This window comes from Pseudoalteromonas sp. T1lg10 (assembly GCF_002964545.1).
Classification (GTDB): Bacteria; Pseudomonadota; Gammaproteobacteria; order Enterobacterales; family Alteromonadaceae; genus Pseudoalteromonas.
On sequence record NZ_PQBV01000051.1, the window covers coordinates 92,509 to 118,435 of the forward strand.

Genomic DNA, 25,927 nt, shown 5'->3' on the forward strand with positions numbered 1-25,927 from the left:
AAGGAATACCTTATCCTAAATAATCAGGGCCAGTCGATCATGGCTGGCCCTGAGTGCAGGTTAAAACCTTTTGGAAGCTTATTGCTGTAAGTCGATGCGATAGAGGGCAAAGCCGTTTTCATCGAGTTTAAGCGGTGAGGTCGGTGTGACGGCCGGCAGAGTTTCGGCGATGGCGGCCACATCATCTAAAGGCGAGGTTCTAAACACCACATTCAGTGGCGTGTCGGTGCTGACCTTGGCAAAGCGCCAGTTGTTGTCCGCTGAAGGATCTAACCCCGTCTCTGGCGATTTAGCCGCTTCGCTGATAATATAGCTACGCAGCACACCGCGGTTTTCATCCGGGCCTTCAAAGGTTTCACGGCTGCTGCCATCTATGGCCGGGAAGTTGCCGCCACCACTGGCGCGATAGTTATTGGTCACAACCAAAAACTCCGCCTCAGGATCGATAGCCTGGCCTTGATACTGCAGGTTAACGATGCGCGAGCTCTCTGGGTTAATAAGCACGCCTTCGTTGTCATAACGCTTAGGCTGAGTCACGTCGATTTCAAAGGTGACGCCATCGATGATATCGAAGTTAAAGGTAGGGTAGCTGGTATCGAGCAGGTTTTGCTCGGCACTGGTGCTCATGTCGATTTGGTTAAACTGACCAGCGGAGCGCTCTAGCCATTCCTTTACGTCACCGCCTGATACCTTCACCATGCGAATGGTGTTGGGGAAGACGTACAGGCTGACGGTATCGAGCATTGCAATCTCGCCCGCCTTTACATGGGTGTAATCCTCCACGCCATTGCGCCCGGCACGAAACGGCGCTGCCGCCGAAAGTACCGGCAAACCATCTAATTCGGTGCCCTGAATAAAGGCCCTACCCCAGGCGATTTGCGCATCCGCAACGATTTGAATGGACGGGTCGTCCTGTACCAGGGCGAAGAAACTAAAGATGGGTGCAGATATCTTCGCAAACGGCTCACTCACCCAGTCGATGGTGGCCTTATGTTCAAGCTCGATGGCCGCGGCAATTTCCCCATCGGCCTCGGCTAGGTCGACAAAGTTGCCTTCTGCATCCTTGGTGCTGATGGCGCGGTTGCTCACCGCCGAACTTGCAACCTGCCAGCCACCGTTTTCTGTGGGCTCCAGCTCCAGGTCGATAATACCCAGATGATTACCGAAAAAGCCCGGCATCACCGCGGGCACGCCATTGAGAGTGCCATTGACATTATCTATGCCCGCTTCTTCAAAGCCATCATAGGCGGCATCGCCGGGGAAAACACGGTGGTTATGACCAAATAAGATGGCGTCTATCCCCTCTACCTGAGAAAGGTAGAGGGCGGTGTTTTCGGCCATGCTTTCATAGGCGCTGGCGGTTAACCCGGAGTGAGGAATGGCAATAACAATATCGGCGCCTTCCTCTTTCATTTGCGGCACAAACTTCTCGGCGGTGGCGACGATATCCTTGGCGATCACCTTATCCTGCAAATGGGCGTTGTCCCACTGCATAATTTGCGGCGGTGTCAGCCCCAGGTAGCCGATTTTAACGGTTTGCTCGTTGCCATCGCTGTCGAAGACGATTTTGTCTTGAATATAATAAGGCGTGTAGCGGTTTTGATCGTTACTCTCATCATTATCACCGTCATCCACGTACACATTGGCATTTACATAAGGAAAATCGGCTCCCACCAAGGTGGCATCTAAAAACTCCAGGCCAAAGTTAAATTCGTGATTGCCCAGGTTAGCCACGTCATAGTCCAATAGGTTCATGGCCTTATAGGCCACGTGAGTCGCGCCATTGAGAATATCGTCCTTGCGCACCAGGGCTTCATAGTCGCCCAGCGGGCTGTTTTGAATTAGGTCGCCGTTATCCACCAAGACACTGTTCGGCACCTCGGCGCGGGCTTCCTTGATCAAGGTGGCGGTATTAACCAGCCCCAGGGTTTCCGATGGCGCTTGGGCAAAATAGTCATAGTTCGACAAATACATGTGAATGTCTGTGGTTTCCATGACCCGCAAACTCACCGTGGCTGAGGGGCTCACGCCAATGTCTTGGTCATCGTCATTGTCGTTACTTGAGCTGCAACCGCTGAGGCTTAGAGCAACGGCTAATGCCAAAGTAGACTTTAATAAGTGCTTGTTATTGAATGGGGTTTTCATACTTGTTCCATAGTTTTTTGAAAATGAAGATTGCCCCGTCACCCTAAAAAGGTTTTATGAATTTATGATGAAAAAGTAGTATCAAAATGTAATCGAGACGCCGCTCCACACCTTTTTAAATACGCGCTTCAACAAAATTACTAGACGACTGGTCTAATCGAGTTTAAGATGCACGTCATGAACGCAAAAACCAATGACACACGCCAGCATATTTTAAAGGTCGGCTACGAGCTAATCGTCAGCAAGGGCTTCACGTCCGTGGGCCTTTCAGAGCTGTTAAAAACCGCCAATGTGCCCAAGGGCTCTTTCTATCACTACTTTAAGTCGAAGGAGCATTTTGGCGAGGCGCTGATCCAGGATTATTTTAGCCAATACCTTGAAGCCATCACCGGGCTGCTTGAGAACCCGGCGCTCAGCGGCTATCAGGCACTGATCCAGTATTTTGAGCTGTGGCTGGCTCAGGATAAGGGCAGTTGCAATGCCAATAAATGCCTGATCGTTAAACTAGGTGCGGAAGTATCGGATCTGTCCGAGCCCATGCGTGTCGCCTTGAAAAACGGTGCCGATAGAATTGTCGATACCATAGCCAAATGCATTGAACGCGGCGTGGTCGACGGCTCAATTAAGGCCATTGATGCCAAGCAAAGTGCGCAGCAAATCTATTTTCTATGGATTGGTGCCAGCTTGTTGAACAAGCTATATCAGGACCAAGCCGGGCTAAAACAGTGCCTGGAGAACACCAAACAGTTATTGCAGGGCTAAACGCCCGGCGATGAAATTACACCGCCATGTGTTTGGCGGTTTTTTTGCAACGAATACTAGACGACCGGTCTAATCAAAAATTACATTTAGGAGAATACCTATGTCAGCTTCAACCCAAAACCGCCGCATCGTATTGGCATCACGCCCTCATGGCGCCCCGACGGCGGCTAACTTTCGCTTAGAAACCAGCGCTAAACCCGAGCCGCGAGAAGGCGAAATCCTGCTGCGCAGCGTGTATTTATCGCTCGACCCTTATATGCGCGGGCGCATGAGCGATGCCAAATCGTACGCCGAGCCGGTGGCCATCAATGACGTTATGGTCGGCGGTACCGTCTGTCAGGTTGAGCAATCAAACAACAGCGACTTTGAACCGGGTGAATGGGTGCTGGCCTACACCGGCTGGCAGGACTATGGCATCTCCGATGGCAAGGATCTGATCAAATTGGGTAAAAACCCCACTCACCCTTCTTACGCCTTAGGCGTTATGGGCATGCCCGGTTTTACCGCTTATATGGGGCTGTTGGATATAGGTCAACCGAAAGCCGGTGACACCTTAGTCGTGGCCGCAGCAACCGGCCCGGTGGGCGCCACCGTAGGGCAAATCGGCAAGCTTAAGGGTTGTCGTGTGATCGGCGTTGCCGGCGGCGCGGAAAAATGCCGTTATGCCGAAGAGGTATTGGGTTTTGATAAGTGTCTCGATCACTATGCCGACGATTTTGCCGAGCAACTAGCAGCAACCTGCGACCAGGGCATCGATATCTACTTCGAAAACGTTGGCGGCAAGGTATTCGATGCGGTAATGCCGCTACTGAACACCGGCGCCCGCGTGCCACTGTGCGGTTTGGTCTCTCAATACAATGCCACCGAGCTGCCACAAGGCCAGGATCGCCTGTCATTATTGATGGGGCAACTGCTGATCAAACGCATCAAGATGCAGGGCTTTATTATCTTTGATGACTACGGCCATCGCTACGATGAATTTGCGAATGATATGAGCCAATGGCTGGCGCAAGGCCACATCCAGTATAAGGAGCAGATCGTGACCGGGCTGGACAATGCACCCGAGGCTTTTATGGGCTTACTTGAAGGGAAAAACTTCGGCAAGCTGGTCATTAAAGTTAACGATCCTCTTTAATATTGCGCAATAAGGAAGAAAATATGATTAAACTACATCACCTTAACCAGTCTCGCTCTAAACGCATTATCTGGTTGCTCGAAGAGCTTGAACTGGCGTATCAGGTTGTGCCCTATCAGCGCGATAGCGTGACATTTTTGGCCCCACCGGAGCTAAAAAGCATCCATCCGCTGGGCAAATCCCCGGTGCTTGAAGATGATAACCAGGTGATCACCGAATCCGGTGCCATCACCGATTACCTGATTGACAAATATGGCGCCCAACAGCTGGCACCCGAGCGCGGCACTGTGGCGTACACCCAATACCAGCAGTGGCTGCATTTCGCCGAAAGCTCGGCGATTTTACCCCTGTTGCTTAAGATGTTTGTCAATAAAGACGGCGCCAAGATGAATTTTCTCGACGGCTATGCCGATATCGAAACTCATAAGGTAATGAGTTACTTTGACGCCAGCCTGGCAGGCAAAACCTACCTGGTGGAAGAGCGATTGACCGGCGCCGATATCATGATGTCCTTTATCGTTGAGATACTGCACAAGTTTGGCCTAATAGAGCAATACACCAACCTTCAACGCTATAGCGAGCAACTGGCCACACACCCCGCCTTTCATAAGGCCGATGCGGTTGAGGCCGAGCTGGATACCTCGGTAAGTTAGCGCAGATTAGTGCAACGACACCCAAGGGGTGGTTTACTCCACCCCATAAAAGCCGAAGGTGATCAGTCGACTCTCTAAAGGCACAACTAGTTTACCTTACGCTTATTGTACGAGTCCTTAGCAACCTTAAGATAGCTTTCATTCTCCATCACCTTTTTTATAAACTCTTCAATTAGATCATTTGAATAGTAGCGTATCTCAGGGTATTGGTTTTTATAGTGATAGCGGTTATTGCTTTGCTTCCACTTATTTTTGAAGAGGATCGCGTCAAAACAGTTTCTGTTAATAGCCGGCATCCCCGTTTTTCTACAAGTCCCAGATAAATGCTTTTTAAGCTTCGTTTCATCATAACGACCTTGTAGTCTCACATTAATCTCATTGATTGCGTCTTTTTGTAAAAGTGGGTGAGATTTAGCCCTGTCTACTGGCTTTTCAATTACCAGTGCTTTTTTTAACCCCTCAATGCCTTCATCTGCTCTAGCTATAGCTATAGTGCTACCATCCTCAGCATCTGTGGCGAAAACTAATTTAACATTCAGAGGAATTGCGAATTCTATATCGTCACTAGCTTCTACATCCTGTTGTACAGATGAAGCTAGCTCTATAATTTCACTCGCGATATCCCCGTAAGTAGACTTCATAATGGCTGCCGGGGGGGATTTAAACTCTCCCACTAACGAAATCATCCCTGCATGACTACTATTCAGGAATGAAACCTCAGTAAACTCTTCGAACTTTGACGTATAGTTAAGTACGCCGGATTGAAAAACCCTAGACATTATCCCCTGAATTTCTGGCATTAGTAAATGGACGGCTTGATCTCTGAGATAGGCTATCTGTTCAATGTTTTTCCGGACATTTGACTTTTCTGGATACACCTTATCCAGGCATTCTCTAAGGGAGACAGTTTCCTTAAGACCTCTTTTGCTGGTTTTGCGAAATATACATTCTTCACCATCTCTTTCAATTAGAATCGCTTTAAGAAACTGCTCCCATGCAGTACAAAAGCACATGACGAAAGCATCCATTCGGTTTTCTAATGAAGGTCGATTGTAAAGTTCCAACGCTAGGAGCAATTATCTCTAGACTTACTCAAAAGTGCTTTTGATAGCTTAGATTTACAGTTGTGGCCCAGGCCGCGTCTGTGCTTGCTTTGCGAAAGTAATTTGGCAAATTCAATCTCTGTAATATCTAGGCAATTTGAAGCCTCATAGAACCCTTCACTAACTTCACTTATAAAATCAGCAAGCTGTCCCTTGTTCCAGTAAGTGGAGAAAGTAGCAGGCTTCCAACCTGTAGCTGCCAGTATGTCTTCCTTTACAAACTCTTTGTTTTCCGCCTCATGACTCCTCAAAAACTGATAAAGTGACGACAATGCTTTAGTAACTTTCATGGCAATTCCCTTTGTAATCTGACGGTTAATAAGAAGCAAAACTTCACATTAGTTTGCTCATAAATTTCCCTACTCGTTACTCCTATTGATAACAAATCGCTACTGCATTAGCCAGCTTAGACTATATCTCCATCATTACTTCCAGCCCCTAGCAATCTAGAGAGGGCGGCCAATGTTGCGTTCCTCCCCCCCTTACATTGCATCCGAAACACGATACGAGAAGAGTAATCGCCAGCACGACGCTGGCGAAAGCCTGCTCAGGCCACGGACGGCCTGTGCAGGGTGGTTACCTTCATTTCTCGTAGCGGGTTGAGGAAACAATGCAATGTCGGGGCGCCTGGGGGTTCCAAGGGGTAATTGGCGCTAATTCCCCCTTGGTTGCCTGCCGCCAACGCGGCTCCCACGACCCCTTTATGTAAAACACCCTTGACATAAAAACAATCCAAGCCTAACTTAAATGTAAAGTAAACATAACTTTTAGACAAAGGAGTTAGACTTATGACCTGTGAGCAACTTGATTCGAGACCCGCGGTGATCAACACCACCAAGCAGCTGGCGCTATGGACGGGAGCCTGGGTTGGCTCGGCAGCGCTGGCGACTCTGGGCCATCAATTGTTATGGACAAATAACATCAGCCTGTCGCTTATTGCGATCGCAATTAACCTCTTGCTGGGAATGCAAATGATCCGTGCTTATATCAAGCACATTAAGGCCCTCGACGAACTGCAACAAAAGGTACAGATTGAGGCAGCGGCGATCACCGCCGGCACTGGCATAGTGGCGGGCAGCAGTTACAGCTATTTATCGAATTTTGGGGTGATCCAGCAAGAGGCCAATATTGCCGTACTCATAGTTATTATGGCCCTGGCCTACATAGCCGCCATAATTATCGGCATGTGGAGATACAGATGAAAAATCGCTTAAAGGTACTGCGTGCCGAGCGCGATTGGACTCAAGCCGATTTAGCAAACGCCCTGGGAGTCTCGCGGCAAACGGTAAACGCCATAGAAAAAGGCAAGTTTGACCCAAGCCTCCCCCTGGCCTTTAAATGCGCGAGGCTGTTTAACCTCGCCATTGAGGAAATTTTTGAGGACGAGAACCACTAAGAAGTCCGGCAAAGATACTTCTAGCATTATTGGCGGCCTGAAGGCCGACCTACAACCTTAGCGGCAAAGGCCGACCTAAAATGATTGGCATTAGCCCTTGGCGATTAATTCGTAGGAGCGCAATCGAGCCTGTTGATCATGAATAATGGCATTAACCATGATCTCATCGGCGCCGGTGCGCGCCTGCAACCCACGTAACCCGGCTTGTACCTTGTCCCGATTACCAACGATGGACTCGCGCAACATATGAGTGACCTGCTGGCGCTCCGCTGCGGTCCAAATCATATCCATATTCTCGGTTGGCGGTGGAATTAGCCCCTCCTTCCCTCGCAGCATGCTGACAAACTTTTGCTGTCCTGTGGTGGCCAGGAATTCGGCTTCTTCGTTGCTATCGGCGGCTATCACATTCACCGCCACCATAACGTAAGGCTCGGCCAGTTGCTGGCTGGGCTGAAACTGCTGGCGGTACAACTCAATAGCACGCATCATAAAATCGGGGGCAAAATGTGAGGCGAATGCAAAGGGCAGCCCCTTTTTCGCCGCCAACATGGCGCTGTAAGTGCTCGAGCCTAATAACCATAGCGGCACCTGAGTACCGGCTCCGGGATAGGCACGTACCCTTTGTCCGGGCTTGGCATCGGCGAGGAAATAAGCCAGTTCATCGACTTGCGGTTCTAAGTCTTCCGCCGCGCTCGGATCGCGACGTAGCGCATGAGTGGTAGCGCCATCGCTACCCGGAGCGCGACCTATGCCGAGATCAACGCGATCCGGGAATAAGGTCGCCAGGGTACCAAACTGCTCCGCCACCACCATGGGCGCATGGTTTGGCAGCATTACACCGCCTGAGCCAATACGTATCTTATCGGTATGCGCACCGATATAGGCCAGCAGGGTGGAAGTAGCGGCGCTGGCGATATCGGGCATATTATGATGCTCAGCCATCCAAAAACGCTGATAGCCCAGGCGCTCAACATGCTGTGCCAACTCTTTTGCGCGCATTAATGCATCCCGCGTTGAGCTCCCCTGCACCACGGGTGCCAGGTCAAGCACACTTAAAGGAGGTAATTTTGCCATCATACACTCACCAAGGTTAAAAATTGTCAGGGCGCTAGAGTAGCAGTTTTATTCGCTCGGATAGAGACAACTAAAAACACATCTTTGTGGCCTAAACGGCATCAATTGGCCTTACTCAAAACCTATTTATGCTTAAGCTAAGATAAAAATGTCATAAAATTAACACGCTTGAGCACTATGCTTAAGAATATGCTCGGGACTATTTAAGATAAGACCTGCCTATGCGCTTTGCCCTCACCATCATTTTTCTCGCATCACTACCCCAAGCCTACGCCGCGGAAAGTACAGCGACAATAACAAGTGCCCATACGCAGGTGCAGCTAGGCCCACGGCCCTATGCGCTTATTGATGCCATGACGCCAAGCGCCCTGAAAGACACCTTGCTCGCCTGTGGTGACAAGGAAGTTAAGGCCCATTCTTTTTCCATCGGCCATCGCGGCGCCCCGCTGCAATTTCCCGAGCATACCCGCGAGAGCTACCTGGCTGCAGCGCGCATGGGCGCTGGCGTGCTCGAGTGTGATGTCACCTTTACCGCTGACAAGGAGCTGGTGTGTCGGCATTCTCAATGCGATCTGCATACCACCACCAATATTTTGCAAACCGAGCTGGCAGCCAAGTGCTCCGAACCATTTACACCGGCCGCACATGGCAAACCGGCAAGCGCCAAATGCTGTACCAGTGATATCACCCTGGCGGAATTTAAAACCTTAAAGGGGAAAATGGATGGCGCCAACGAGAATGCTAAAACAGTGGCAGACTATCTGCGTGGCACCGCCGACTGGCGCACCGACCTCTATGCACACCAAGGTACGCTGATGACCCATGCACAGAGTATTGCGCTGTTTAAAGAGCTCGGTGTGCAAATGACGCCTGAACTCAAGGCTCCCGAGGTTAAAATGCCATTTAAAGGCATGTCGCAAACGGATTACGCCACCAAGATGATCGAAGAATATCGTCAGGCTCAGGTGCCCCCAAGCCTAGTGTGGCCGCAGTCTTTTAACCGCGATGATGTACAGTATTGGATTGACAGCCACCCTGAGTTTGCCGCACAAACTGTGTACTTGGATGACCGTGATAGTGACCTATTATTCGATCACCGCAGCCCACGCACCTGGTCACCCAGCATGAAAGCCTTAGCGGATCAGGGCATAGAAGTGATTGCCCCACCAATCTGGATGCTGCTTGATTTAGACAAAGACAAGAAGATAGTGCCCTCGGCCTATGCCAAGGCCGCCAAGGCTGCAGGGTTAAAGATCATTGCCTGGTCGCTGGAGCGCTCCGGCCCATTGGAAAATGGCGGCGGTTGGTACTATCAGTCAATTACTGAGGCGGTCAAGCATGACGGCGTGCTGATGCAAGTATTGGATGTGCTGGCACAAGAGGTAGGCGTGATAGCCGTCTTTAGTGACTGGCCGGCGACCACCACCTATTACGCTAATTGTTTACTGGCGCCGGATAAGAAAGAAATAAAACAAAAGTAAGTACACACCAACACACCTCTTGCAAAGACCGTACAAAGCAACTTCAGCGCCAGCTATAGAACTGACTTAAGCCTTTCATTATTCACGTAAAGTTCATATTTTTATGGCGCAAATAGGGACGCGGTGGTAGGCTAGATACGGCGTATTATTAAGCAATAACAAGCAAGCGCCCTAATTTCGGTCTTTTCTAAGGAGAGTAATATGGACCCCGTTTCGCAGATCCTCAACATGCTATTCACGGTTGAGGCATTTCTACTGATCTTCGTGATTGTGCTACTAAAAAGCAGCGTGAAGTTCGTTCCACAAAACCGCGCCTGGCTGATTGAACGTTTTGGTAAATATCAATCCACCAAAGAAGCCGGTCTTAACTTTATCGTGCCTTTTATCGACCGTATCGCCGCTGATCGCAGCCTAAAAGAACAGGCTCAGGACGTACCGTCGCAGTCGGCAATCACCAAAGACAATATCTCGTTGATTGTTGACGGCGTGTTGTACTTCCGCGTGCTAGATCCATACAAGGCAACCTATGGTGTTGATGACTATGTATTTGCAGTAACCCAATTGGCGCAAACCACCATGCGTTCAGAGCTGGGTAAAATGGAGCTGGATAAAACCTTTGAAGAGCGTGATTTGCTTAATACCAATATCGTCGCGGCAATTAACCAGGCTTCCGAGCCTTGGGGTATTCAGGTACTACGCTATGAAATTAAAGACATAGTGCCGCCTAACTCGGTAATGGAAGCGATGGAAGCCCAGATGAAGGCCGAGCGTGTAAAACGTGCGCAAATCCTTGAGTCTGAAGGTGACCGTCAAGCCGCTATCAACGTGGCCGAAGGTAAGAAGCAGTCACAGGTACTGGCCGCAGAAGCGGAGAAGGCCGAGCAAATTCTAAGAGCCGAGGGTGAAGCCCAGGCCATTATCGCCGTGGCCGAAGCCCAGGCGGATGCTCTGCTTAAAGTTGGTGCTGCTGCCGATACCGAGCAAGGTCAAAAAGCCATTCAGCTTGATCTTGCCACCAAGGCCATTGCCGCCAAAGAAGCCATCGCCCGCGAGTCTTCCGTGGTATTACTCCCGGAGAGCGGCACAGATGCTAGCTCATTGGTGGCGCAAGGGATGTCTATTATCAACTCCCTGAATAACAAACAAAAAATCAGTTAACTTTGAGGAGTAAGCCATGGAGCTGATCACCAACAACCTTGCCGAAGCCCTGATGATTTTGGGCGTGCTCGCCCTTATCGTAGAGGTCGCGGTACTGGGTATGTCGACCATAATCCTGTTGTTATTGGGTCTGTCGCTGTTGGCTACAGGGATAATGATGAACTTTTCCTTATTGGAGAGCTCATTAACCATGGCATTGTGGAGCAACACCCTGATCACTCTCGCCTTGGCTGCCTTGCTGTGGAAACCGCTCAAGCGCATGCAGGAGCAACGTGACAACGCCCAAGTGCACTCTGACTTTGCCGAGCTGACCTTTACTCTGACGGAAGACGTAAACGATCAGGGTCTGGTTCATTACGCCTATTCCGGCATTAGTTGGAAACTGAAGAGTGAGCAGCCGCTTAGCGCTGGCACCCTGGTTAAGGTGGTAAAAAAAGAAGTGGGTGTGATGTGGGTAGCCGCCTGCGAGTAGGCCCCAGCTAAACTCCCCCAAATTGAAAGCGCTTGTCGGCATACCGGCAGGCGCTTTTTTATGCCCGCTTGACCGCATCCGCTTGAAACTACCTCAAGTAACTCAGTAACATGCAAGAAAAACCGTTTACCAAACTATGTTAAAACGCGCGCTTATTCCCTGCTTATTTGCCAGCCCTCTCTGTTTGTATGCCAGCGAAGAACCTTCGCTGTCGTCCATCGAACACATAATCACCACCGCCTCGCGCCTCGATATCAATGACGATGCCACCACTTTGGCAATCAGTGCTGTGAGTGAGCAAGAACTGGCACTCATTGCCGCCAGTCATATAGAAAAAGCCTTACAGGGAGTGGCCGGTGCCAACTTGCAACATGGCAATGGCCAGGAATACTTGCCGGCTCTGCGCTCACCCGTGTATACCGGCGCCGGTGCTTGTGCCGCCATTTTAACTCTGGAGGACGGCATAGCGCTGCGCGCGCCCGGCTTTTGTAACGTCAACGAACTGTTCGAAGCCCATAGCGAAATGGCGCAACGTATTGAAGTACTTAAAGGCCCAGGCTCAGTTTTGTATGGCAGCAATGCCGTGCATGGGGTGATTAATGTGATCACCCAGGACCCAACCCTAGGTGGCGGTTACGGCGCCGTTGATTTGGGCTCCTACGGCTATAAGCGGGCAAAACTGCGTGCCGGCCAGGATTATGGAACGCAAGGCGTCGGCTTTAACGCCAGCGTCACTCGCGACTCGGGCTATCGCGATGACGAAAGCGTGGATCAGGAAAAGTTTAACCTGCGCCACCGCTATGATGGCGATAGCCTGACGCTGCAAAACGGCTTTAGCTACACCAACCTGAGACAACAAACTGCGGGGTATATCGAAGGTTTTGAAAGCTATAAAGACGAGGAGTTGGCAAAACAAAACCTCAACCCCGAGGCCTTTCGCGACAATAGGGCCATGCGTTTATGGTCTAAGTTAAAGTGGCAATACAGTGAGCAAACACAGATAGCTATCACTCCCTATGCCCGCGATCAGCGCATGACCTTTCGCAAGCATTTCTTGCCCGGCAAGCCTCTTGAGCACAATGCCCAGCACGGTGTCGGCGTGCAAACCCTGATGCAGCACCAGATCAATGAGCGCTGGCGCCTGCAGGGGGGGCTCGATGCCGAATACACTCAGGGCAAGATGTGGCAGTTCCAGGAAAGTCCAACTGATGGCTCGGCGTTTTTACAAGCCACCATACCCCAAGGGAAACAGTACGATTACGACGTCTATGCCACCGGCTATGCCCCCTTTATGGCCTTACAATATCGCCACAACGGCTGGCAGGCCAACCTGGGTGCTCGCTATGAATGGCTCCGCTACGATTACCGCAACCGCATGTTAGATGGCCGCACCAAGGACGACGGCACGCCGTGCGCCATGGGTGGTTGCCGATATTCTCGCCCCAGCAGTGACATCAGCTATTTTGATGATCTCTCGCCCAAGCTGGCACTGAGCTATCGCTTTAACGCCGAGCTACTCACCTATGCCAACCTGGCCAAGGGTTATCGTGCCCCTCATACCGCCGAGCTCTATCAGCTCCAGCGTCAGCAAGACCTTGCCGAGCTCGAAAGTGAAACCTTGGACAGTCTGGAGCTGGGTGTAAAGGGGGATTACGGGCACTGGCAATTTACCCTGTCCGGTTATCTGATGTACAAGGATAATGTGATTTATCGCAACAGTGATTTCTTTAACGTCAGTCAGGGCAAAACCAAGCATAGGGGCATTGAGCTTGAGCTCGATTACCGCTTTAACCATGCCTGGAGCCTGCAATTGGCCGTGGCCAATGCCCTGCACACCTATCGTCATAATCAACCGCTGGGCGAGGTGGATATTCGCGGTAATATTATTGATACGGCGCCACGCCTTATCGCCGATAGCCGCCTCAATTGGCGGCCAAGCGATGACCTGTTAGTGTCGCTGCAGTGGCACCATCTGAGCGACTACTTTACCGATGCCGAAAATCAACACAGCTATGACGGCCATGATCTGCTTAGCCTGCGGGCCAGCTGGCAGCTTGCTAAAGGCTGGCAAGCCATAGCCCGCATAGAGAACCTGACCGATGTTGCCTATGCACAGCGCGCCGACTACACCACTTTCAGTGGCGACCGGTATTTTCCGGGCAGACCCAGAACGGCGCTGTTTACCCTGAGCTACCAGTGGTGATAACGCACCCTGTCCTTTGCTCTTAAATATACCAAGCTCTGTAAATCTGGCGGCTGAGCCCGGAATTGAACCTCGCCGCCAGGCTCTGTTATTGCCAATACTTTTCATTAAAGCCTATAAAGTTCAACGTATTAAGTTGCAAATCCACCTCTGCCGCTCTACAAGTAATAGACTAGTCTTTCATTAAGGTTCGATTATGAAGCTCACCCATCTGGCCTCTGCCCTAGGCCTTGCCCTGACACTGGCTCCGAGCGCGTTTGCCAATGACGCGCACACCCTCAAACTTGAGGACGTATTTAACCTCGAATACGCCAATCAAATAGACATCAGCGATGACGGCGAGACTGTCTACTTTGTGCGTAACCGCATGGATATAAAAACCGACCGCAAGTTCAGCAATATTTGGCAGGTTGATAGCGGTTCTAAGCAGCTTCAGCCCGTGACCAGCGGCGTGCATCAGGACTTTGCTCCGGTGCTTTCACCGAGCGGGGATCGCCTGGCCTTTATCTCGACCCGCGACGGCAGCCCGCAGCTCTATGTGAAATGGTTAAGCACGGGTGCGCTAAGCAAAATCAGCAACCTCACCCAAAGTCCATCGCAACCGACCTGGACGCCGGATGGTAAGTCCCTGGTGTTCAGCATGTTCGTGCCCGCCACAGCCAAAAATCCGGTCAACTTGCCGGGGAAACCCGAGGGCGCCAAGTGGGCGGACCCGGCTGTGTTTATAGATGATGTGTACTACCGCGCCGACGGCGCCGGTTACAGCAAGGCGGGCTACAACCACCTGTTTAGCATTCCCGCCGACGGTGGTAATGCCTCTCAGTTAAGCTCGGGGGATTTTGACCACGGGGGTGCCCTCAGCTTTAGCGAGGATGGCAACACCTTGTATTTTTCCGCCAACCGCCACCACGAACACGACCTGAAACCCATTAACACGGAAATCTACAGCCTTGATTTAAAGAGCAAAGAGATCAACGCAATAACCGACCGTAATGGCCCGGATAGAAGCCCCAGTGTGTCTCCCAGCGGTCGCTATCTTGCCTACGTGGGTTACGACGATAAGGGCACCAACTACGAAAACGCCCAGCTCTATATTCGCGATTTAAGCAACGCCGATACCCAAAGCCTCACTGCCGATCTGGACCGCTCGGTAGAGCAGATCCAATGGGCGGACAATGGTCGCGGCCTATACTTTAGCTATGACGATCAGGGCCAAACCACCCTGGCCTATCAGCCATTGCGCGGCAAACGTAAGGTGATCACAGAGCAAATCGGCAGTGTCTCCTTTGGTCGCCCCTACTCCGGCGGCGACTTTGACGTAAGCGCCAGCGGTGATGTGGCCTTTACCCTGGCCGACACCCAACGCCCTGCGGATGTGGCCGTTAATAAGCGCGGCAATACCCGCCGCCTGACACATTTAAACGAGGATGCCTTGGGCGCTAAAACCCTGGGTAAAGTAGAAGAGCTGTGGGTAAAATCCAAGCACGATGGTCTGGGCATTCAGGGCTGGGTGGTCTACCCGCCGGAATTTGATGCCGAAAAGCGCTACCCGCTTATTTTGGAGATCCACGGCGGCCCGGTGGCCAACTATGGTCCGCATTTTAGCGCCGAAGCCCAGCTCTTTGCCGCCAAAGGCAATGTGGTGCTGTATATGAACCCGCGCGGCAGCGACTCCTACGGGAAGCAATTTGCGCAAACCATACACCACAACTACCCCAGCAATGATTTCGACGACCTGATGACAGGAGTGGATGCCCTGATAGACAAAGGCTTTATCGACACAGATAAACTCTTCGTCACCGGCGGCTCCGGCGGTGGGGTGTTAACGGCCTGGACCGTGGGCCATACCGATCGCTTCGCCGCGGCCGTGGTTGCCAAGCCGGTGATCAACTGGTTTAGCTTTGTACTCACCGCTGACTTCTATCCCTTCTTTACCGATTATTGGTTCCCGGGAAAACCTTGGGATCATATGCAGCATTATATGGAGCGTTCACCCATCAGCTATGTGGGTAAGGTAAAAACCCCGACCATGCTGCTTACCGGCGAAGCCGACTACCGCACGCCGATTTCGGAAACCGAGCAGTTTTATCAGGCCCTTAAGCTGCAAGGGGTGGACACCGCCATGGTACGTATTCCCGATGCCTCCCACGGCATCACCGCGCGGCCGTCTAACCTGATGGCCAAGGTTGCCTATATCCTGTGGTGGTTCGAAAAGCATGGCGAGAAAGACGCCGAATAATCTGACATTGGCATAAACAAAAAAGCGTGGCTCACCAAAGTGACCACGCTTTTTTTTAACATTATCGGCTGTGTGGAGTTAGTAAAAATATGATCTGAAATGCCCTCCGACAAACACGTCAATCAATTAAGTCATTACCTGCCTGCAGGGCGTCTATTTCGAGACTGATTACTTCTTCTGCCTTGACCTTCACCCTGGCCTTGACCCTGACCTTGTCCCTTCCCTTGGCCTTGCCCCTTCCCTGCGCCACCTTGCTTACGTTGGTTGTTTGAGTTGGCAGGACGACGACGCGCTTTGTTAGCGTGGTGGGAATGACCACGTCTATCGGTTTGTTCTTTGCTTTTAGCCGGAGCATTTTGTGCGTTACTTTCTGAAGCCTGAGCTTGACCGTCAACACTCACTTTAGGTTTTTTCGGCTTCTTCGGTTTCTTTGGCTTAAGCGGTTTGAGGGTACTTTCAGGCAACTCATTCGTTGGCTCAAATCCGGCAATCACTTTTCTTGGTAACAATTGCTGAATTAGGTTTTCGATGTCGTTTAGATCTTTCGCATCATCGGCAATCACAAAAGAAATCGCTAAGCCGGAAGCCCCAGCTCGGCCGGTTCGACCGATACGGTGCACATAGTCTTCTGCAATATTGGGAAGATCGTAGTTAATCACACAGGGCAATTGATCTATATCTATGCCGCGCGCGGCGATATCCGTGGCAACGAGTGCTTGTATGCTGCCGTCTTTAAACCCAGCCAAGGCTTTGGTTCGGGTGCCCTGGCTCTTATTGCCGTGAATTGCCGTCGATGGGATGCCACGGGTTTCTAAATTACGGGCGATACGGTTGGCACCGTGCTTGGTGCGGCTAAATATCAGCACCTGCTGCCAATCATTTTCTTTGATCAGATGGCTCAGCAAGGCCGTTTTACGGGATTTATCAACTGGATACACCCACTGCTCAACGGTTTTCGCCGTCGTGTTAGGTGGCACCACCGAAATCTCGAGCGGATCTGTCACTATGGTCTTGGCTAAATCACGAATTTCATCGGAAAAAGTCGCCGAGTAGAGTAAGTTCTGACGCTTTGCCGGTAATAATTTAATTATTTTACGAATATCGTGAATAAAGCCCATGTCCAGCATGCGATCGGCTTCATCCAGCACCAGCATCTCAAGTTGATTAAACTTGATGGCGTTCTGCTGATACAAATCGAGTAATCGTCCTGGTGTAGCAACCAAGATATCTGCGCCGCGGCGCAACTGCATCATCTGTGGGTTAATCTTCACACCACCGAAGACCACGGAATAACTCAGTGCTAATTGCTGACCATAGGTTGCAACACTCTCGCCGACTTGCGCCGCGAGCTCTCTGGTGGGTGTTAGCACCAGGGCGCGAACATTATTATTTTGCGCACGCTGACCTTTACTGAGTATTTCCAGCATGGGTAAGGTGAATCCAGCCGTTTTACCCGTGCCGGTTTGCGCTGCCGCCATCACATCTTTACCGGATAATACCGCGGGTATGCCTTTGGCCTGGATAGGCGATGGGTGCTTATAGCCCTGCTGTTCGACCGCTTGTAATAGCTTCGGCTGCAGGCCTAGGTCGCTGAACTGGATATTATCGTCGGATTGAATAGAAGTGGTCACTGGCGCTGATTGTTTGTTGGTCATATAAACTCGGTATGGGTGGCAAAATACGGCTGACGGTTATTTCACCAGAAAAGGTTTCGGATGCGAAGATTAAAGGACTCTGGCCACAATTACAAAGATAACCCGCACTTTTTCACTTATTTCACACCCAATAGGCACTATTGCTGCCAAATTCAATGTGCACACCCTTCTAAACTGTTGGCCAAAATTAGCTTTTTTTATGCAGTAAATGAGCGCGAACGGCTTGGCGTATTTGATTATGCAGATCGAACACTCGCTCCATATCATTGAGATTAAGGGAGATGTTTTCCAGCATCACAAGATCTAAATTAAATTCCGGGTAGTGAAGCGACATAGACATATACCCGGGTAAATACCCGGTATGGCTATATTCTCTAAGGTCGTCGTCACTGTTGAGCCTAAGGCCATAGCCATAGTTCATGTTCGGCCAGAAAAAATCCATCTTGGTATGAGCGCGCGTCATCAGTTCATAGCTCTTAGGGCTGAGTAATTCGCCGGAATGTAATTTATGCGCAAACGAGGCAAAAGTCGGTGCCGAGGCTATCAAGCCTCCACCCGGGAGTAATGACTCGTCGATATCTATGTTCGCGGCAATCAGGGTATCGGCTTCATCGAAGCCAACGGCAAGTGTCGTCAGGTTGCGACGAATATGCTCAATACTCCCTGTTTGGGCGTACAGCGCATTAAGCTGCGTGTCCTTGGCGAATTGCGCCACCTGCTCAGCGAATGCTTGCTTGTTTACCTTTTCAAGTAGTTGACCTAAAAGGGCATAACCATGGTTGGAATATTGAAACTGGCTCCCAGGCGCAAAGCGATTGGCTTTACCCAAAGCATCAACGCCTGATGTGTGGCTGAGCAGATGATGCAGGGTAATTCGCTCATCGTATCTGTGCTGCTCAACAGCATTTTGCTTAGCGCCGTCGTTGGTTTCATCCGCAAAAAGATAACTATTGAGTGAGCGCGTTAAATCCAGCTTACCGGCATCAACCGCCCGCAATACTAAGGTGGCGGTGATTTGTTTAGAAAGGGACGCCACAACGAAACTGGAATTTTGGTCAATCCCCTCGCCTTTTTGCAGTGCTAATTGCGCCTTGCCATCTTCAAGCAAAATCACGCTGCCACTAAATGGCTGTGATGCATCATCAATCAGCGCTTTGATGGCGGCACTTAGGGCCCTTAGATCTTGTGACTTCATTTGAGACTTCACACTCGCCTGGGCGGGCTGTAAAGGGGCTTTACTGTGTGTTGTGTCGGCCAGGCTATAGCCGCTAGGGCTAAGCAAAAACAAAGCGCTGCTCAGAAGTGTGGTGGTAATACGAAGACCCATACCTTGTCCTTAACCCAATTAGCGATAATGATGTAACCTCGTCAGGCTGATATCTTGTTTCAACCTTATGTTCATACCATGCATCCTGAATCTAGCCAGTTGAATTGTAAAGGCATTTTTAATCGGAAGTAACTGTGCGCAAACGAAAAGAGCGGCACCGGGCGTGCAAATAGGAAGCTGTGTTGCGATAAAAATCCAAGCTGGCAAAAGTGCGTATGCTTTGTTATCAATATAGGTAATACAGGATTGAAAATGCCCCTAGATAAGAGCGGGTCACTTCAATATGTGATTCACAGCAACGGCAAAGAGCGAGCGCGAGCCCAGTCGCTCACAGACGCTAAATAAAAGGAAGAATCTATGACGAACATAACGACAAAAGCTTTTGCTTTGTCGCTGCTTATGGCATCGACTTATGGGCAAACCGAGGACGCCGATAAGACCCTAAGGCTGGATAATACGCCGTTTAAAAACAGCGAAATCTATTGCGAGAACGATAAAGAATTGCACCCGTTTCAAAACGAGTTTGAACTCCTGGATTATTACTCAATGAGCTCGGACGAGGGCGAGCGCCAGGTTATCGTTACCGTAGAAAACAGCTCAAGCGGCGGCCGCTCTCTTAATCACACGCATTTTGTGGCCATTCTTGGTAACTGCGAGCATATCAACCCGATGAAGTTCGAACGCAAGTTTAACGGCAAAGAAATTGTCACCCTGACGCTCAACTTCGGCTTTAGTAAGTTCCCGATTTTAAAGGTAAGTAATTAGACTAGCTCTGACCGCATGTGAAATTCTCAAGATGGGATGACGGGTTATGTCGGCACAAGAAGCCATCTATGTGCTTAATTAGGTGTCTGCCCCTCTCAGACTTGGGGTTAGTAATGTACTTATCAGGTTTTAATGCAGCCTTTTCACTAATAGGAATAGGCTGCTTTTTTTGGTCATGGCCTTTCTGTGATTAGAAGGCGAATCTACATAGATTGCTGATGCTTATCATTCCACGCATCATCACAATCGACATAAGCACCGGGCTCTTTTGGCGAAGGTACCAAATAAATAAACCTTCCCGCCTCGGGTGATTGTACTTTGCTTGATATCTCCCAATCCGCTATCTGTGATTCTAGCGCGGCTTGCATCTCCTTACTCACGTCTCTACATGTACTAAGTAATTGGGCAGAGCCATCACTATTTATCAATACCTCGGTCTTCAATTGACGATACGATATTTGTTTGAACAGTTCAGATTCCATCCCCATCGACAAATCTTCAATATTCCATGTGGCCAAAAACTCAGGAAAACTCATGATTGGCAGTTGCTCAGTGCTTGGCTGCATGGACTTGTCATTACCTTTGGCGCTCAGCGAATCAATTTCTGAACTCTGCTCATCGGCAAGTCGGATAATTTGATGATAAGTGAGACCATCAATCGCGGAGATGGGTGAGTCACCTTTATTCGAACCACCCTTTTTTAACTCCAACTGAGAATAGCTTTTCACAAAGTGTTCTTTCTCGGTGTCAGTTAATACCGTGAAAATCCTTTCAAGTGATTGCTTTTTAACTACAGAGTCACTTGCAACTATGGGTGTTGAAAGTCGACTTTTTCTGAACGAGGCCATATTTTCTGACTCGGCAGTTAATACCGCATCACATTCATAAACGAAATCAGGATTGGGTGACAAGGCAAAGGATAATGAAACCTTCATACGTTCAGGAACGCGATCTGTGTTTGTTTCAGTCGGACTATAGCGCCACTGTTCCAGCGCTTTTATTGCCGCTTCGTCAAACGTTCCTTTAGGTAAGCTTTTTAGCACTTCCAGATAAGTGGGCACACCGTCACTGTTGACGAAAAACTGCACGTTCACACAGCCTTCCTGTGAGCTCTTTGCAGCTTCAATGGGGTATCTTGGCTCTACTCGTTGTTCAAGTTCCCATTGGTTCGCTAACAACCAACTGCTGTTCATCGCACATGCCATGCAAAAGATGCTAGATAACTTTTTCATACTATTCCCTGTGATTAGATTGATTTTTATACTTCACCTAAGCTACCCCTTAATAGCGTTCTCGTCAATTTAACTACTTAACAAGTACTTAGGCCTATTTCCCATGACTCCAAATGTTTCTCTCATTTCCGTTCCACCAACCCCAGTTGTGCCAGCACCCGCTTGGCGTTGTCTGCACAGTCCATGTCCTCGGGTTTGGATTCGATTTCAGAAAGGATGTGCATTAACTGCTTTTTATTTTCGGCCAAAGTTACCTGTAAGGCCTCTATGTCCGCTAGTTTTTGCCTAATTGCCCCAAGCAGGGAGTCGTGTTGCCAGTTCTCCATATCAGCGGGCAGCAACTGACGCAGCTCGTCCAGGCTAAAGCCGGCCTTTTGGCCATCAACAATCAGCTTGAGCACCACTTCCGCTTCGGGAGGATAGCTGCGATACCCATTGGCCTTACGCTCAACCAGTTGCAACAGGCCGATGTCCTCCTAAAAGCGAATCTTGGATGCAGCCAAGCCAGTGCGTTTTGCAAGCTCACCTATTTTCATAACTGGCCCAAAAAGTTTGTAAGCACTTACATTTAAGTTTATTCATTTGCACCTTATAACGCATTGCGCCCTCCTCACACTCGTCCTACACAAAGTATATCGTACACTTCCATCGGCTATGCTTATGCCAGTTTTAGACTGTTAGATAAACTCCGCGATTCAGCGCATTTCTTTGGCGCAGTTGCGCTCAAAGGTTAGAGTTTTTTAATCGGCTTAAATAGCTAAGCGTAACCCGACAGCCATGCGCTCCAAAAATAACAAAGGTCATGCAATGAAACGAACCACATTTCTCGCCTCTTTTCTTTTTCTGCATCTGCACAGTGCGCACGCCCAGTACGATGTATTTGAGCCGCAACGAGAGATGATCCACCTTGGCGTGCAGGCCGTGCTGACCTGCAATGGCTTGTTTACCTCTAACCGCACCATTGAACAAATTAATGCACAGGAGCTGAAGTACATTCCCGGTAAGTTTGGCATAGAGCCATCGAAATCAGTGCACATAGATAAGGATATTCGCGGCGTGGCCATTAGCAATGAGTCGGGTGTGACTATCCGCGCTATTTTTCGCGATGGCATAGGCTGTGTGGTGCTGCGCCCAGACCAAGATTTCAGCGTTGCCGATACGCTGCCTCGCATCGATTTAGCACCGGCTCCAAAAGACTATGCAACAACACCTTGGCCAATGGGGGATGCCACCGCCGAATATCAATTTAAGTCGGCAACACAAAAACAGGCAATGGACGCTGTTGCCGACTGGGCATTCAATACCCCAACGGATGAACAAGATACATTAAGCCTAGTGATCGTTCATCGCGGTAATATCATGCTGGAGCGCTATGCTGAGGGCGTAAATCGCGACACCAAAACGCGCACCTGGAGCACGGCGAAGAGTGTGTTTGCGACACTAGCAGGTATCAAGATCGACCGTAAAGAAATGGCGGTGACTAGCTCATTGAACCTGGAGTGGTCGCCACAGCTTGCAAACCCTGAGGCCGACCCGCGCCATAAAATCACCTTGGGCAATGCGTTGCAAATGTCTTCTGGGCTCTACCCTGTCGATAGCTTCAATATGGAGTACGCAAACGGCTCAGGCCTTGCGTATTGGGCGGGTGAGAGCTCGGCAGCGGGTGCCGTGAATCGGGGCCTTGTACGCGAGCCGGGCACCTTTTGGGACTATGAAAACTACGACACGCTGCTCGCAACCATGTCGTTTAAAAACACCTTTGATAGTGTTGCACAGTACCACCAATTCCCGTCGCGTGAACTGTTCAACAAGCTCGGGATGTACAACACGCTTGTCAGCACAGACCAATATGGCGACTTCATCTTTAGCAGCCAAATGTACACAACGGCGCGTGACTTGGCGCGCTTCGGTATGCTGTACGTCAATGGCGGCAAATGGTTTGGCGAGCAAATCATCTCGCCGCAGTGGTTAGCATACTCAACCACCCCTGCGCCCGCGTCAGCAACGCGAGGCTACGACTACGGCGCCCAGTGGTGGCTGCGCAAGGCGGATAAGAATAACGGCCCAGCAAAAGCCTTTACCACACGCGGTAATCGCGGCCAGTTTGTCGTGGTGATCCCCGAAAAAGAGCTGGTGATTGTTCGCCGTGGACTCGACTATGGCAAGCAAGGCTTCAATCCCTGGGAGCTGGCCGATAAGGTTCTTGAAGCACTTGATAAGTAGGTAGTAAACCGACCCCTTTAACACAGCCCTGGGGGGTCTGATTGGCGGCTCTGTGCCAGAGGCGGACGGTGGTAACGCCCCGCTAAACGGCGAGCGTTAGCGAGTGCAGTGGAGGCCACGCTTTTTGTGGCTGTAACGTGTTTGAGCGGTTTGTTATATTTATTTCTTGCTAAAGACATATGCAGCGACTGCTGAGCCAGCAGCCAACACCCCAAGAAATGCACCTTTAACAAAACCTGCTTCGTGGCCTCTCTTGTATCCTTTTTCTTCCCCAGCAGCATAACCCTTTAAATCTGCGCTGCTATTGTCCGACCAAATATATTTATTAGCCTCCTCAGAAACTTCCGGTTTTTCAAGTAATCGCTGAAGTATTTCTTTGGCTGCCAAAACTGCCAAATTATTTAAATCCGCAAACTCCTGAAGCTTGGTAGGATCATTGAGGATTTTTTGAATGTCTTCTGAGTTCATTGGATTCCCTGTTGGCTTGATTAAGAAATATAACAATTTAATATCGAGCGATTGGGTCGTTTTTCTGCCGCAATCTGTCTCGTTTTTGTCCTATGACCATTGATAGCAAATTTAGAAAGTACTTACCAGCATTGAAGTTACGCTAAGTTGCTATAAACGTGGACACGACAAAAACGACCCATTGGGTCGTTTTCCTGACTATGGGAGAAACTCATCGATTATGGATGTATAAACAGTAATTTCGGTGGAAGGATAAAAGACGATATGTCGTTAAAAACAGTCTCAGAGACAAAACCATATTCACCATAACTAACCTCTCCTTTCCCGGCGTCCCAGTTAATCTTTGCTCCCCCTCCATACCTTATTCATATTTACGTTTGACATTAAAGTTAACTTTAAGGTTAGAGTGATAGCCATATTCACACAATCGCGGAGCATCTTATGCAAACCATACTTGGAGCGAGTGGGCAAATTGGTACTGAACTGGCGAAGGCCTTATACCAAGAGCATACCCAGGCAATACGCCTTGTTAGCCGCAGTCCAAGCAAGATAAACCCGACGGATGAGCTGCTCAGTGCCGACTTATTAGACGCCCAGCAAACGCATGACGCGATTGCGGGCTCCAGCATAGTGTATTTCACTGCGGGGCTGCCCATCGACTCTGCTATTTGGGTGCAACAATGGCCGATTATGATGGCCAATGTCATCAAGGCCTGTGCGACTCACAGCGCTAAGCTGGTGTATTTCGACAACACCTATATGTATGAGCAAAACAATGTGCCACAAACGGAAGACGCGCCGTTTAAACCTTATGGAGCCAAAGGCCGCGTGCGGGCGCAGATCACCACCATGCTGTTAGAAGCGATGCAAAAAGGTGAAGTTAAGGCCATGATCTGTCGAGCGCCTGAGTTCTATGGGCCGGGGAAAACGCAAAGTATTACCAATGCGACCGTCTTAGATAAGTTACGCGCCAACCAACAGGCCTTGGTATTCTTACGTGATGATACCTTGCGTACCCTAATTTACACGCCCGACGCCAGCCGTGCCATGGCGCTGTTAGGCAACACCGAGGATGCGTATGGCCAAACCTGGCACCTGCCCTGCGATGATACTCGCCTGACCTACAAAGAATTTATCGCCACCGCCGCGCGGGTGCTTGGCAAGCCATGCTGCTACAAGGTGCTAAGAGGCTTGCAACATAGCCTCGTCAGCCTGTTTAATAAACAGCTGAGGGAAACAAAAGAGCTGCTGCCGCGCTACACCACAGACAATATTTTTGTCTCAGACAAGTTTAAAGCCCGCTTCCCCGATTTTGCAGTGACTCCCTATGAGCAGGGCATTCGTACTACCTTGGTGCAAGGGTAAAGGTCTCCTTCTAGCTTGCTCCCACAAACAAGTCCGGATCATTAGACACCTGTTCAAACCAGGTGCGCAGACTGTCGATGGCGGCGCGGGTTTTGGCCGCCACCGCATCCCGGTGCGGGGTGACCGCGTACACGCTGTAATGGGGTAAATGCCACTGCGGGCATAGGCGCTTGAGCTTGCCTGCGGCGATTAGATGGCGCACCTCCGGCTCTGGCAGCATGCCATAACCTATGCCGTCCAAGGTTAGCTGGATCACCGTCTGCATGTTATTGACCATCAATTTGGGCTCATCCAAAGAGCAGCTTTCCCCGCTGTGCTCATGGGTTAACGCCAGGGCCAAACGCTTAGAGTTGACATGGCCAATGAGGGTGTGCGCAGTCAGGGCTTGCGGGTTCTCTGAGTCTGTTTGCGCCAGCGGATGTGCGCTGCTGACACAGGGGATCAGCTGCCAGTCGGCTAGGTGGCGGGCAATTAATGTTGAGTCGTGTAAAGGGCCTATACAGATAGCAAGATCGACCCCTGCAGCGATAATATCGAAGGGCTCATCGGTAAGCGTTAATTGCAGCTCGATTTTAGGAAAGCGCTCCGTAAGTTGCTTAATAGGCTGGCTTAACAGGCCGCCACCAAAGCCTATGGGGGCGACTATTTTCAACCGTCCCGACGGGGTGTGCTGCAACTGTTCCAGCTGCTGCTGCGCTCGTTTGGCGGTGGCCAACAGCTGCTGCGCCGAGGCGTAATAGATTTCCCCCGCCTCGGTCAGCGTCAGTTTACGGGTATTACGATTAAACAGGCTTAAACCTATGTCCTGCTCTAACTTGGTTATCTGCTGACTCACCGCCGAAGCTGTCATATTCAGCTGTGCCGCCGCGTGACTCATATTGCCCGCATCAACCGTTTTCACAAACACCTGTAGCGCGCGCGTTATTTTAGAATTCATTATGTTAAGCGTTACTTATATCAGCTTTAAGTAAAAGCCAATTGCTCCTAAGATGGCGACATCATAACATTAAATGATAATGAATATCATTTCTTTTATTTGGACGTAAAAATTGCCACGTCGAACTGGAGTAA

Annotated in this window: 23 protein-coding genes; 13 read left to right on the forward strand and 10 right to left on the reverse strand. The window is 50.1% G+C overall.

What is annotated here, in order from left to right:
• Nucleotides 1-78 precede the first annotated feature (78 nt).
• Entirely contained in the window at nt 79-2,145 is a 2,067-nt protein-coding gene (locus C2M17_RS13695) for a bifunctional 2',3'-cyclic-nucleotide 2'-phosphodiesterase/3'-nucleotidase (protein WP_105201289.1), read from the reverse strand.
• Between the two features lie 177 nt (nt 2,146-2,322).
• On the opposite strand from C2M17_RS13695, the gene C2M17_RS13700 reads away from it, so the two are divergent.
• The 3 genes from C2M17_RS13700 to C2M17_RS13710 all read left to right on the forward strand — a co-directional run bounded on the left by C2M17_RS13700 (nt 2,323) and on the right by C2M17_RS13710 (nt 4,695).
• Nucleotides 2,323-2,907, forward strand: coding sequence for a TetR/AcrR family transcriptional regulator (locus C2M17_RS13700; protein ID WP_105201290.1), 585 nt, complete (start codon nt 2,323-2,325; stop codon nt 2,905-2,907).
• A gap of 100 nt (nt 2,908-3,007) precedes the next feature.
• Complete coding sequence (locus C2M17_RS13705) at nt 3,008-4,042, forward strand: NADP-dependent oxidoreductase (RefSeq protein ID WP_105201291.1); 1,035 nt, start codon at nt 3,008-3,010, stop codon at nt 4,040-4,042.
• Between the two features lie 23 nt (nt 4,043-4,065).
• A complete protein-coding gene (locus C2M17_RS13710) occupies nt 4,066-4,695 on the forward strand; it encodes a glutathione S-transferase family protein (protein ID WP_105201292.1) in 630 nt (209 codons plus the stop codon).
• An 86-nt stretch (nt 4,696-4,781) separates the two neighbouring features.
• On the opposite strand, the gene C2M17_RS13715 is transcribed toward C2M17_RS13710, so the two are convergent.
• On the reverse strand, nt 4,782-5,723 hold the full coding sequence (locus C2M17_RS13715; RefSeq protein WP_199776032.1) for a DUF3644 domain-containing protein: 942 nt from the start codon (nt 5,721-5,723) through the stop codon (nt 4,782-4,784).
• Between the two features lie 38 nt (nt 5,724-5,761).
• Nucleotides 5,762-6,088 carry a hypothetical protein gene (locus C2M17_RS15950; protein ID WP_199776033.1) on the reverse strand — a complete coding sequence of 109 codons (327 nt, stop codon included), beginning with the start codon at nt 6,086-6,088 and terminating at the stop codon, nt 5,762-5,764.
• A 498-nt stretch (nt 6,089-6,586) separates the two neighbouring features.
• Between C2M17_RS15950 and C2M17_RS13720 the strand changes: the two genes are divergently transcribed.
• Together C2M17_RS13720 and C2M17_RS13725 are read left to right on the forward strand one after the other, a co-directional pair.
• Entirely contained in the window at nt 6,587-7,000 is a 414-nt protein-coding gene (locus tag C2M17_RS13720) for a hypothetical protein (RefSeq protein ID WP_105201293.1), read from the forward strand.
• Entirely contained in the window at nt 6,997-7,194 is a 198-nt protein-coding gene (locus C2M17_RS13725) for a helix-turn-helix transcriptional regulator (protein ID WP_105201294.1), read from the forward strand. The genes C2M17_RS13720 and C2M17_RS13725 overlap by 4 nt, the downstream gene beginning before the upstream one ends.
• A 90-nt stretch (nt 7,195-7,284) precedes the next feature.
• On the opposite strand, the gene C2M17_RS13730 is transcribed toward C2M17_RS13725, so the two are convergent.
• Nucleotides 7,285-8,271, reverse strand: coding sequence for an LLM class flavin-dependent oxidoreductase (locus C2M17_RS13730; RefSeq protein WP_233998002.1), 987 nt, complete (start codon nt 8,269-8,271; stop codon nt 7,285-7,287).
• A gap of 218 nt (nt 8,272-8,489) precedes the next feature.
• Between C2M17_RS13730 and C2M17_RS13735 the strand changes: the two genes are divergently transcribed.
• The 5 genes from C2M17_RS13735 (at nt 8,490) to C2M17_RS13755 (ending at nt 15,821) form a co-directional block, all read left to right on the forward strand.
• Nucleotides 8,490-9,749 (forward strand): glycerophosphodiester phosphodiesterase family protein, encoded by a 1,260-nt coding sequence (locus tag C2M17_RS13735; protein WP_105201295.1) that lies wholly within the window; start codon nt 8,490-8,492, stop codon nt 9,747-9,749.
• Nucleotides 9,750-9,950: 201 nt separating this feature from the next.
• On the forward strand, nt 9,951-10,907 hold the full coding sequence (locus C2M17_RS13740) for an SPFH domain-containing protein (RefSeq protein WP_105201296.1): 957 nt from the start codon (nt 9,951-9,953) through the stop codon (nt 10,905-10,907).
• Nucleotides 10,908-10,923: 16 nt separating this feature from the next.
• Nucleotides 10,924-11,379 (forward strand): NfeD family protein, encoded by a 456-nt coding sequence (locus C2M17_RS13745; RefSeq protein WP_105201297.1) that lies wholly within the window; start codon nt 10,924-10,926, stop codon nt 11,377-11,379.
• Between the two features lie 136 nt (nt 11,380-11,515).
• Nucleotides 11,516-13,582, forward strand: coding sequence for a TonB-dependent receptor (locus C2M17_RS13750; protein WP_105201298.1), 2,067 nt, complete (start codon nt 11,516-11,518; stop codon nt 13,580-13,582).
• Nucleotides 13,583-13,778: 196 nt separating this feature from the next.
• The gene (locus C2M17_RS13755; protein ID WP_105201299.1) at nt 13,779-15,821 is read left to right on the forward strand and encodes a S9 family peptidase; all 2,043 of its coding nucleotides are present in this window, start codon (nt 13,779-13,781) and stop codon (nt 15,819-15,821) included.
• A 134-nt stretch (nt 15,822-15,955) separates the two neighbouring features.
• Here the strand turns inward: C2M17_RS13755 and C2M17_RS13760 are convergent, their stop codons facing one another.
• Both C2M17_RS13760 and C2M17_RS13765 read right to left on the reverse strand, forming a co-directional pair.
• On the reverse strand, nt 15,956-17,422 hold the full coding sequence (locus tag C2M17_RS13760) for a DEAD/DEAH box helicase (RefSeq protein ID WP_105201676.1): 1,467 nt from the start codon (nt 17,420-17,422) through the stop codon (nt 15,956-15,958).
• 241 nt (nt 17,423-17,663) lie between these two features.
• Nucleotides 17,664-18,803: a serine hydrolase domain-containing protein gene (locus C2M17_RS13765; protein WP_105201300.1), complete on the reverse strand. Its 1,140-nt coding sequence runs from the start codon at nt 18,801-18,803 to the stop codon at nt 17,664-17,666.
• 357 nt (nt 18,804-19,160) lie between these two features.
• Here C2M17_RS13765 and C2M17_RS13770 point away from each other — a divergent pair, with 357 nt between their 5' ends.
• On the forward strand, nt 19,161-19,568 hold the full coding sequence (locus C2M17_RS13770) for a hypothetical protein (protein WP_105201301.1): 408 nt from the start codon (nt 19,161-19,163) through the stop codon (nt 19,566-19,568).
• A 203-nt stretch (nt 19,569-19,771) separates the two neighbouring features.
• Here C2M17_RS13770 and C2M17_RS13775 read toward each other — a convergent pair whose 3' ends face one another.
• Together C2M17_RS13775 and C2M17_RS13780 are read right to left on the reverse strand one after the other, a co-directional pair.
• Nucleotides 19,772-20,800, reverse strand: a complete 1,029-nt coding sequence (locus C2M17_RS13775; protein WP_105201302.1) for an energy transducer TonB — start codon at nt 20,798-20,800, stop codon at nt 19,772-19,774.
• A gap of 122 nt (nt 20,801-20,922) precedes the next feature.
• Entirely contained in the window at nt 20,923-21,261 is a 339-nt protein-coding gene (locus tag C2M17_RS13780; protein WP_233998003.1) for a MerR family DNA-binding protein, read from the reverse strand.
• 346 nt (nt 21,262-21,607) lie between these two features.
• Between C2M17_RS13780 and C2M17_RS13785 the strand changes: the two genes are divergently transcribed.
• On the forward strand, nt 21,608-23,023 hold the full coding sequence (locus C2M17_RS13785) for a serine hydrolase domain-containing protein (protein ID WP_105201677.1): 1,416 nt from the start codon (nt 21,608-21,610) through the stop codon (nt 23,021-23,023).
• A 159-nt stretch (nt 23,024-23,182) separates the two neighbouring features.
• Here C2M17_RS13785 and C2M17_RS13790 read toward each other — a convergent pair whose 3' ends face one another.
• Nucleotides 23,183-23,491: a hypothetical protein gene (locus C2M17_RS13790; RefSeq protein ID WP_105201304.1), complete on the reverse strand. Its 309-nt coding sequence runs from the start codon at nt 23,489-23,491 to the stop codon at nt 23,183-23,185.
• 441 nt (nt 23,492-23,932) lie between these two features.
• On the opposite strand from C2M17_RS13790, the gene C2M17_RS13795 reads away from it, so the two are divergent.
• The gene (locus tag C2M17_RS13795) at nt 23,933-24,856 is read left to right on the forward strand and encodes an NAD-dependent epimerase/dehydratase family protein (protein ID WP_105201305.1); all 924 of its coding nucleotides are present in this window, start codon (nt 23,933-23,935) and stop codon (nt 24,854-24,856) included.
• Between the two features lie 10 nt (nt 24,857-24,866).
• On the opposite strand, the gene C2M17_RS13800 is transcribed toward C2M17_RS13795, so the two are convergent.
• Nucleotides 24,867-25,793, reverse strand: a complete 927-nt coding sequence (locus tag C2M17_RS13800) for a LysR family transcriptional regulator (protein WP_105201306.1) — start codon at nt 25,791-25,793, stop codon at nt 24,867-24,869.
• Between the last annotated feature and the right edge of the window lie 134 nt (nt 25,794-25,927).

Bases quoted from the DNA above. Each gene is read 5' to 3' on its own strand.
- C2M17_RS13775 (WP_105201302.1), bottom strand. From the start codon at position 20,800: ATGAAAAAGTTATCTAGCATCTTTTGCATGGCATGTGCGATGAACAGC.
- C2M17_RS13740 (WP_105201296.1), top strand. From the start codon at position 9,951: ATGGACCCCGTTTCGCAGATCCTCAACATGCTATTCACGGTTGAGGCA.
- C2M17_RS13770 (WP_105201301.1), top strand. From the start codon at position 19,161: ATGACGAACATAACGACAAAAGCTTTTGCTTTGTCGCTGCTTATGGCA.
- C2M17_RS13705 (WP_105201291.1), top strand. From the start codon at position 3,008: ATGTCAGCTTCAACCCAAAACCGCCGCATCGTATTGGCATCACGCCCT.
- C2M17_RS13715 (WP_199776032.1), bottom strand. From the start codon at position 5,723: ATGGATGCTTTCGTCATGTGCTTTTGTACTGCATGGGAGCAGTTTCTT.
- C2M17_RS13725 (WP_105201294.1), top strand. From the start codon at position 6,997: ATGAAAAATCGCTTAAAGGTACTGCGTGCCGAGCGCGATTGGACTCAA.
- C2M17_RS15950 (WP_199776033.1), bottom strand. From the start codon at position 6,088: ATGAAAGTTACTAAAGCATTGTCGTCACTTTATCAGTTTTTGAGGAGT.
- C2M17_RS13785 (WP_105201677.1), top strand. From the start codon at position 21,608: ATGAAACGAACCACATTTCTCGCCTCTTTTCTTTTTCTGCATCTGCAC.
- C2M17_RS13745 (WP_105201297.1), top strand. From the start codon at position 10,924: ATGGAGCTGATCACCAACAACCTTGCCGAAGCCCTGATGATTTTGGGC.
- C2M17_RS13735 (WP_105201295.1), top strand. From the start codon at position 8,490: ATGCGCTTTGCCCTCACCATCATTTTTCTCGCATCACTACCCCAAGCC.
- C2M17_RS13700 (WP_105201290.1), top strand. From the start codon at position 2,323: ATGAACGCAAAAACCAATGACACACGCCAGCATATTTTAAAGGTCGGC.
- C2M17_RS13695 (WP_105201289.1), bottom strand. From the start codon at position 2,145: ATGAAAACCCCATTCAATAACAAGCACTTATTAAAGTCTACTTTGGCA.
- C2M17_RS13720 (WP_105201293.1), top strand. From the start codon at position 6,587: ATGACCTGTGAGCAACTTGATTCGAGACCCGCGGTGATCAACACCACC.
- C2M17_RS13755 (WP_105201299.1), top strand. From the start codon at position 13,779: ATGAAGCTCACCCATCTGGCCTCTGCCCTAGGCCTTGCCCTGACACTG.
- C2M17_RS13730 (WP_233998002.1), bottom strand. From the start codon at position 8,271: ATGATGGCAAAATTACCTCCTTTAAGTGTGCTTGACCTGGCACCCGTG.
- C2M17_RS13800 (WP_105201306.1), bottom strand. From the start codon at position 25,793: ATGAATTCTAAAATAACGCGCGCGCTACAGGTGTTTGTGAAAACGGTT.
- C2M17_RS13750 (WP_105201298.1), top strand. From the start codon at position 11,516: ATGTTAAAACGCGCGCTTATTCCCTGCTTATTTGCCAGCCCTCTCTGT.
- C2M17_RS13765 (WP_105201300.1), bottom strand. From the start codon at position 18,803: ATGGGTCTTCGTATTACCACCACACTTCTGAGCAGCGCTTTGTTTTTG.
- C2M17_RS13795 (WP_105201305.1), top strand. From the start codon at position 23,933: ATGCAAACCATACTTGGAGCGAGTGGGCAAATTGGTACTGAACTGGCG.
- C2M17_RS13790 (WP_105201304.1), bottom strand. From the start codon at position 23,491: ATGAACTCAGAAGACATTCAAAAAATCCTCAATGATCCTACCAAGCTT.
- C2M17_RS13710 (WP_105201292.1), top strand. From the start codon at position 4,066: ATGATTAAACTACATCACCTTAACCAGTCTCGCTCTAAACGCATTATC.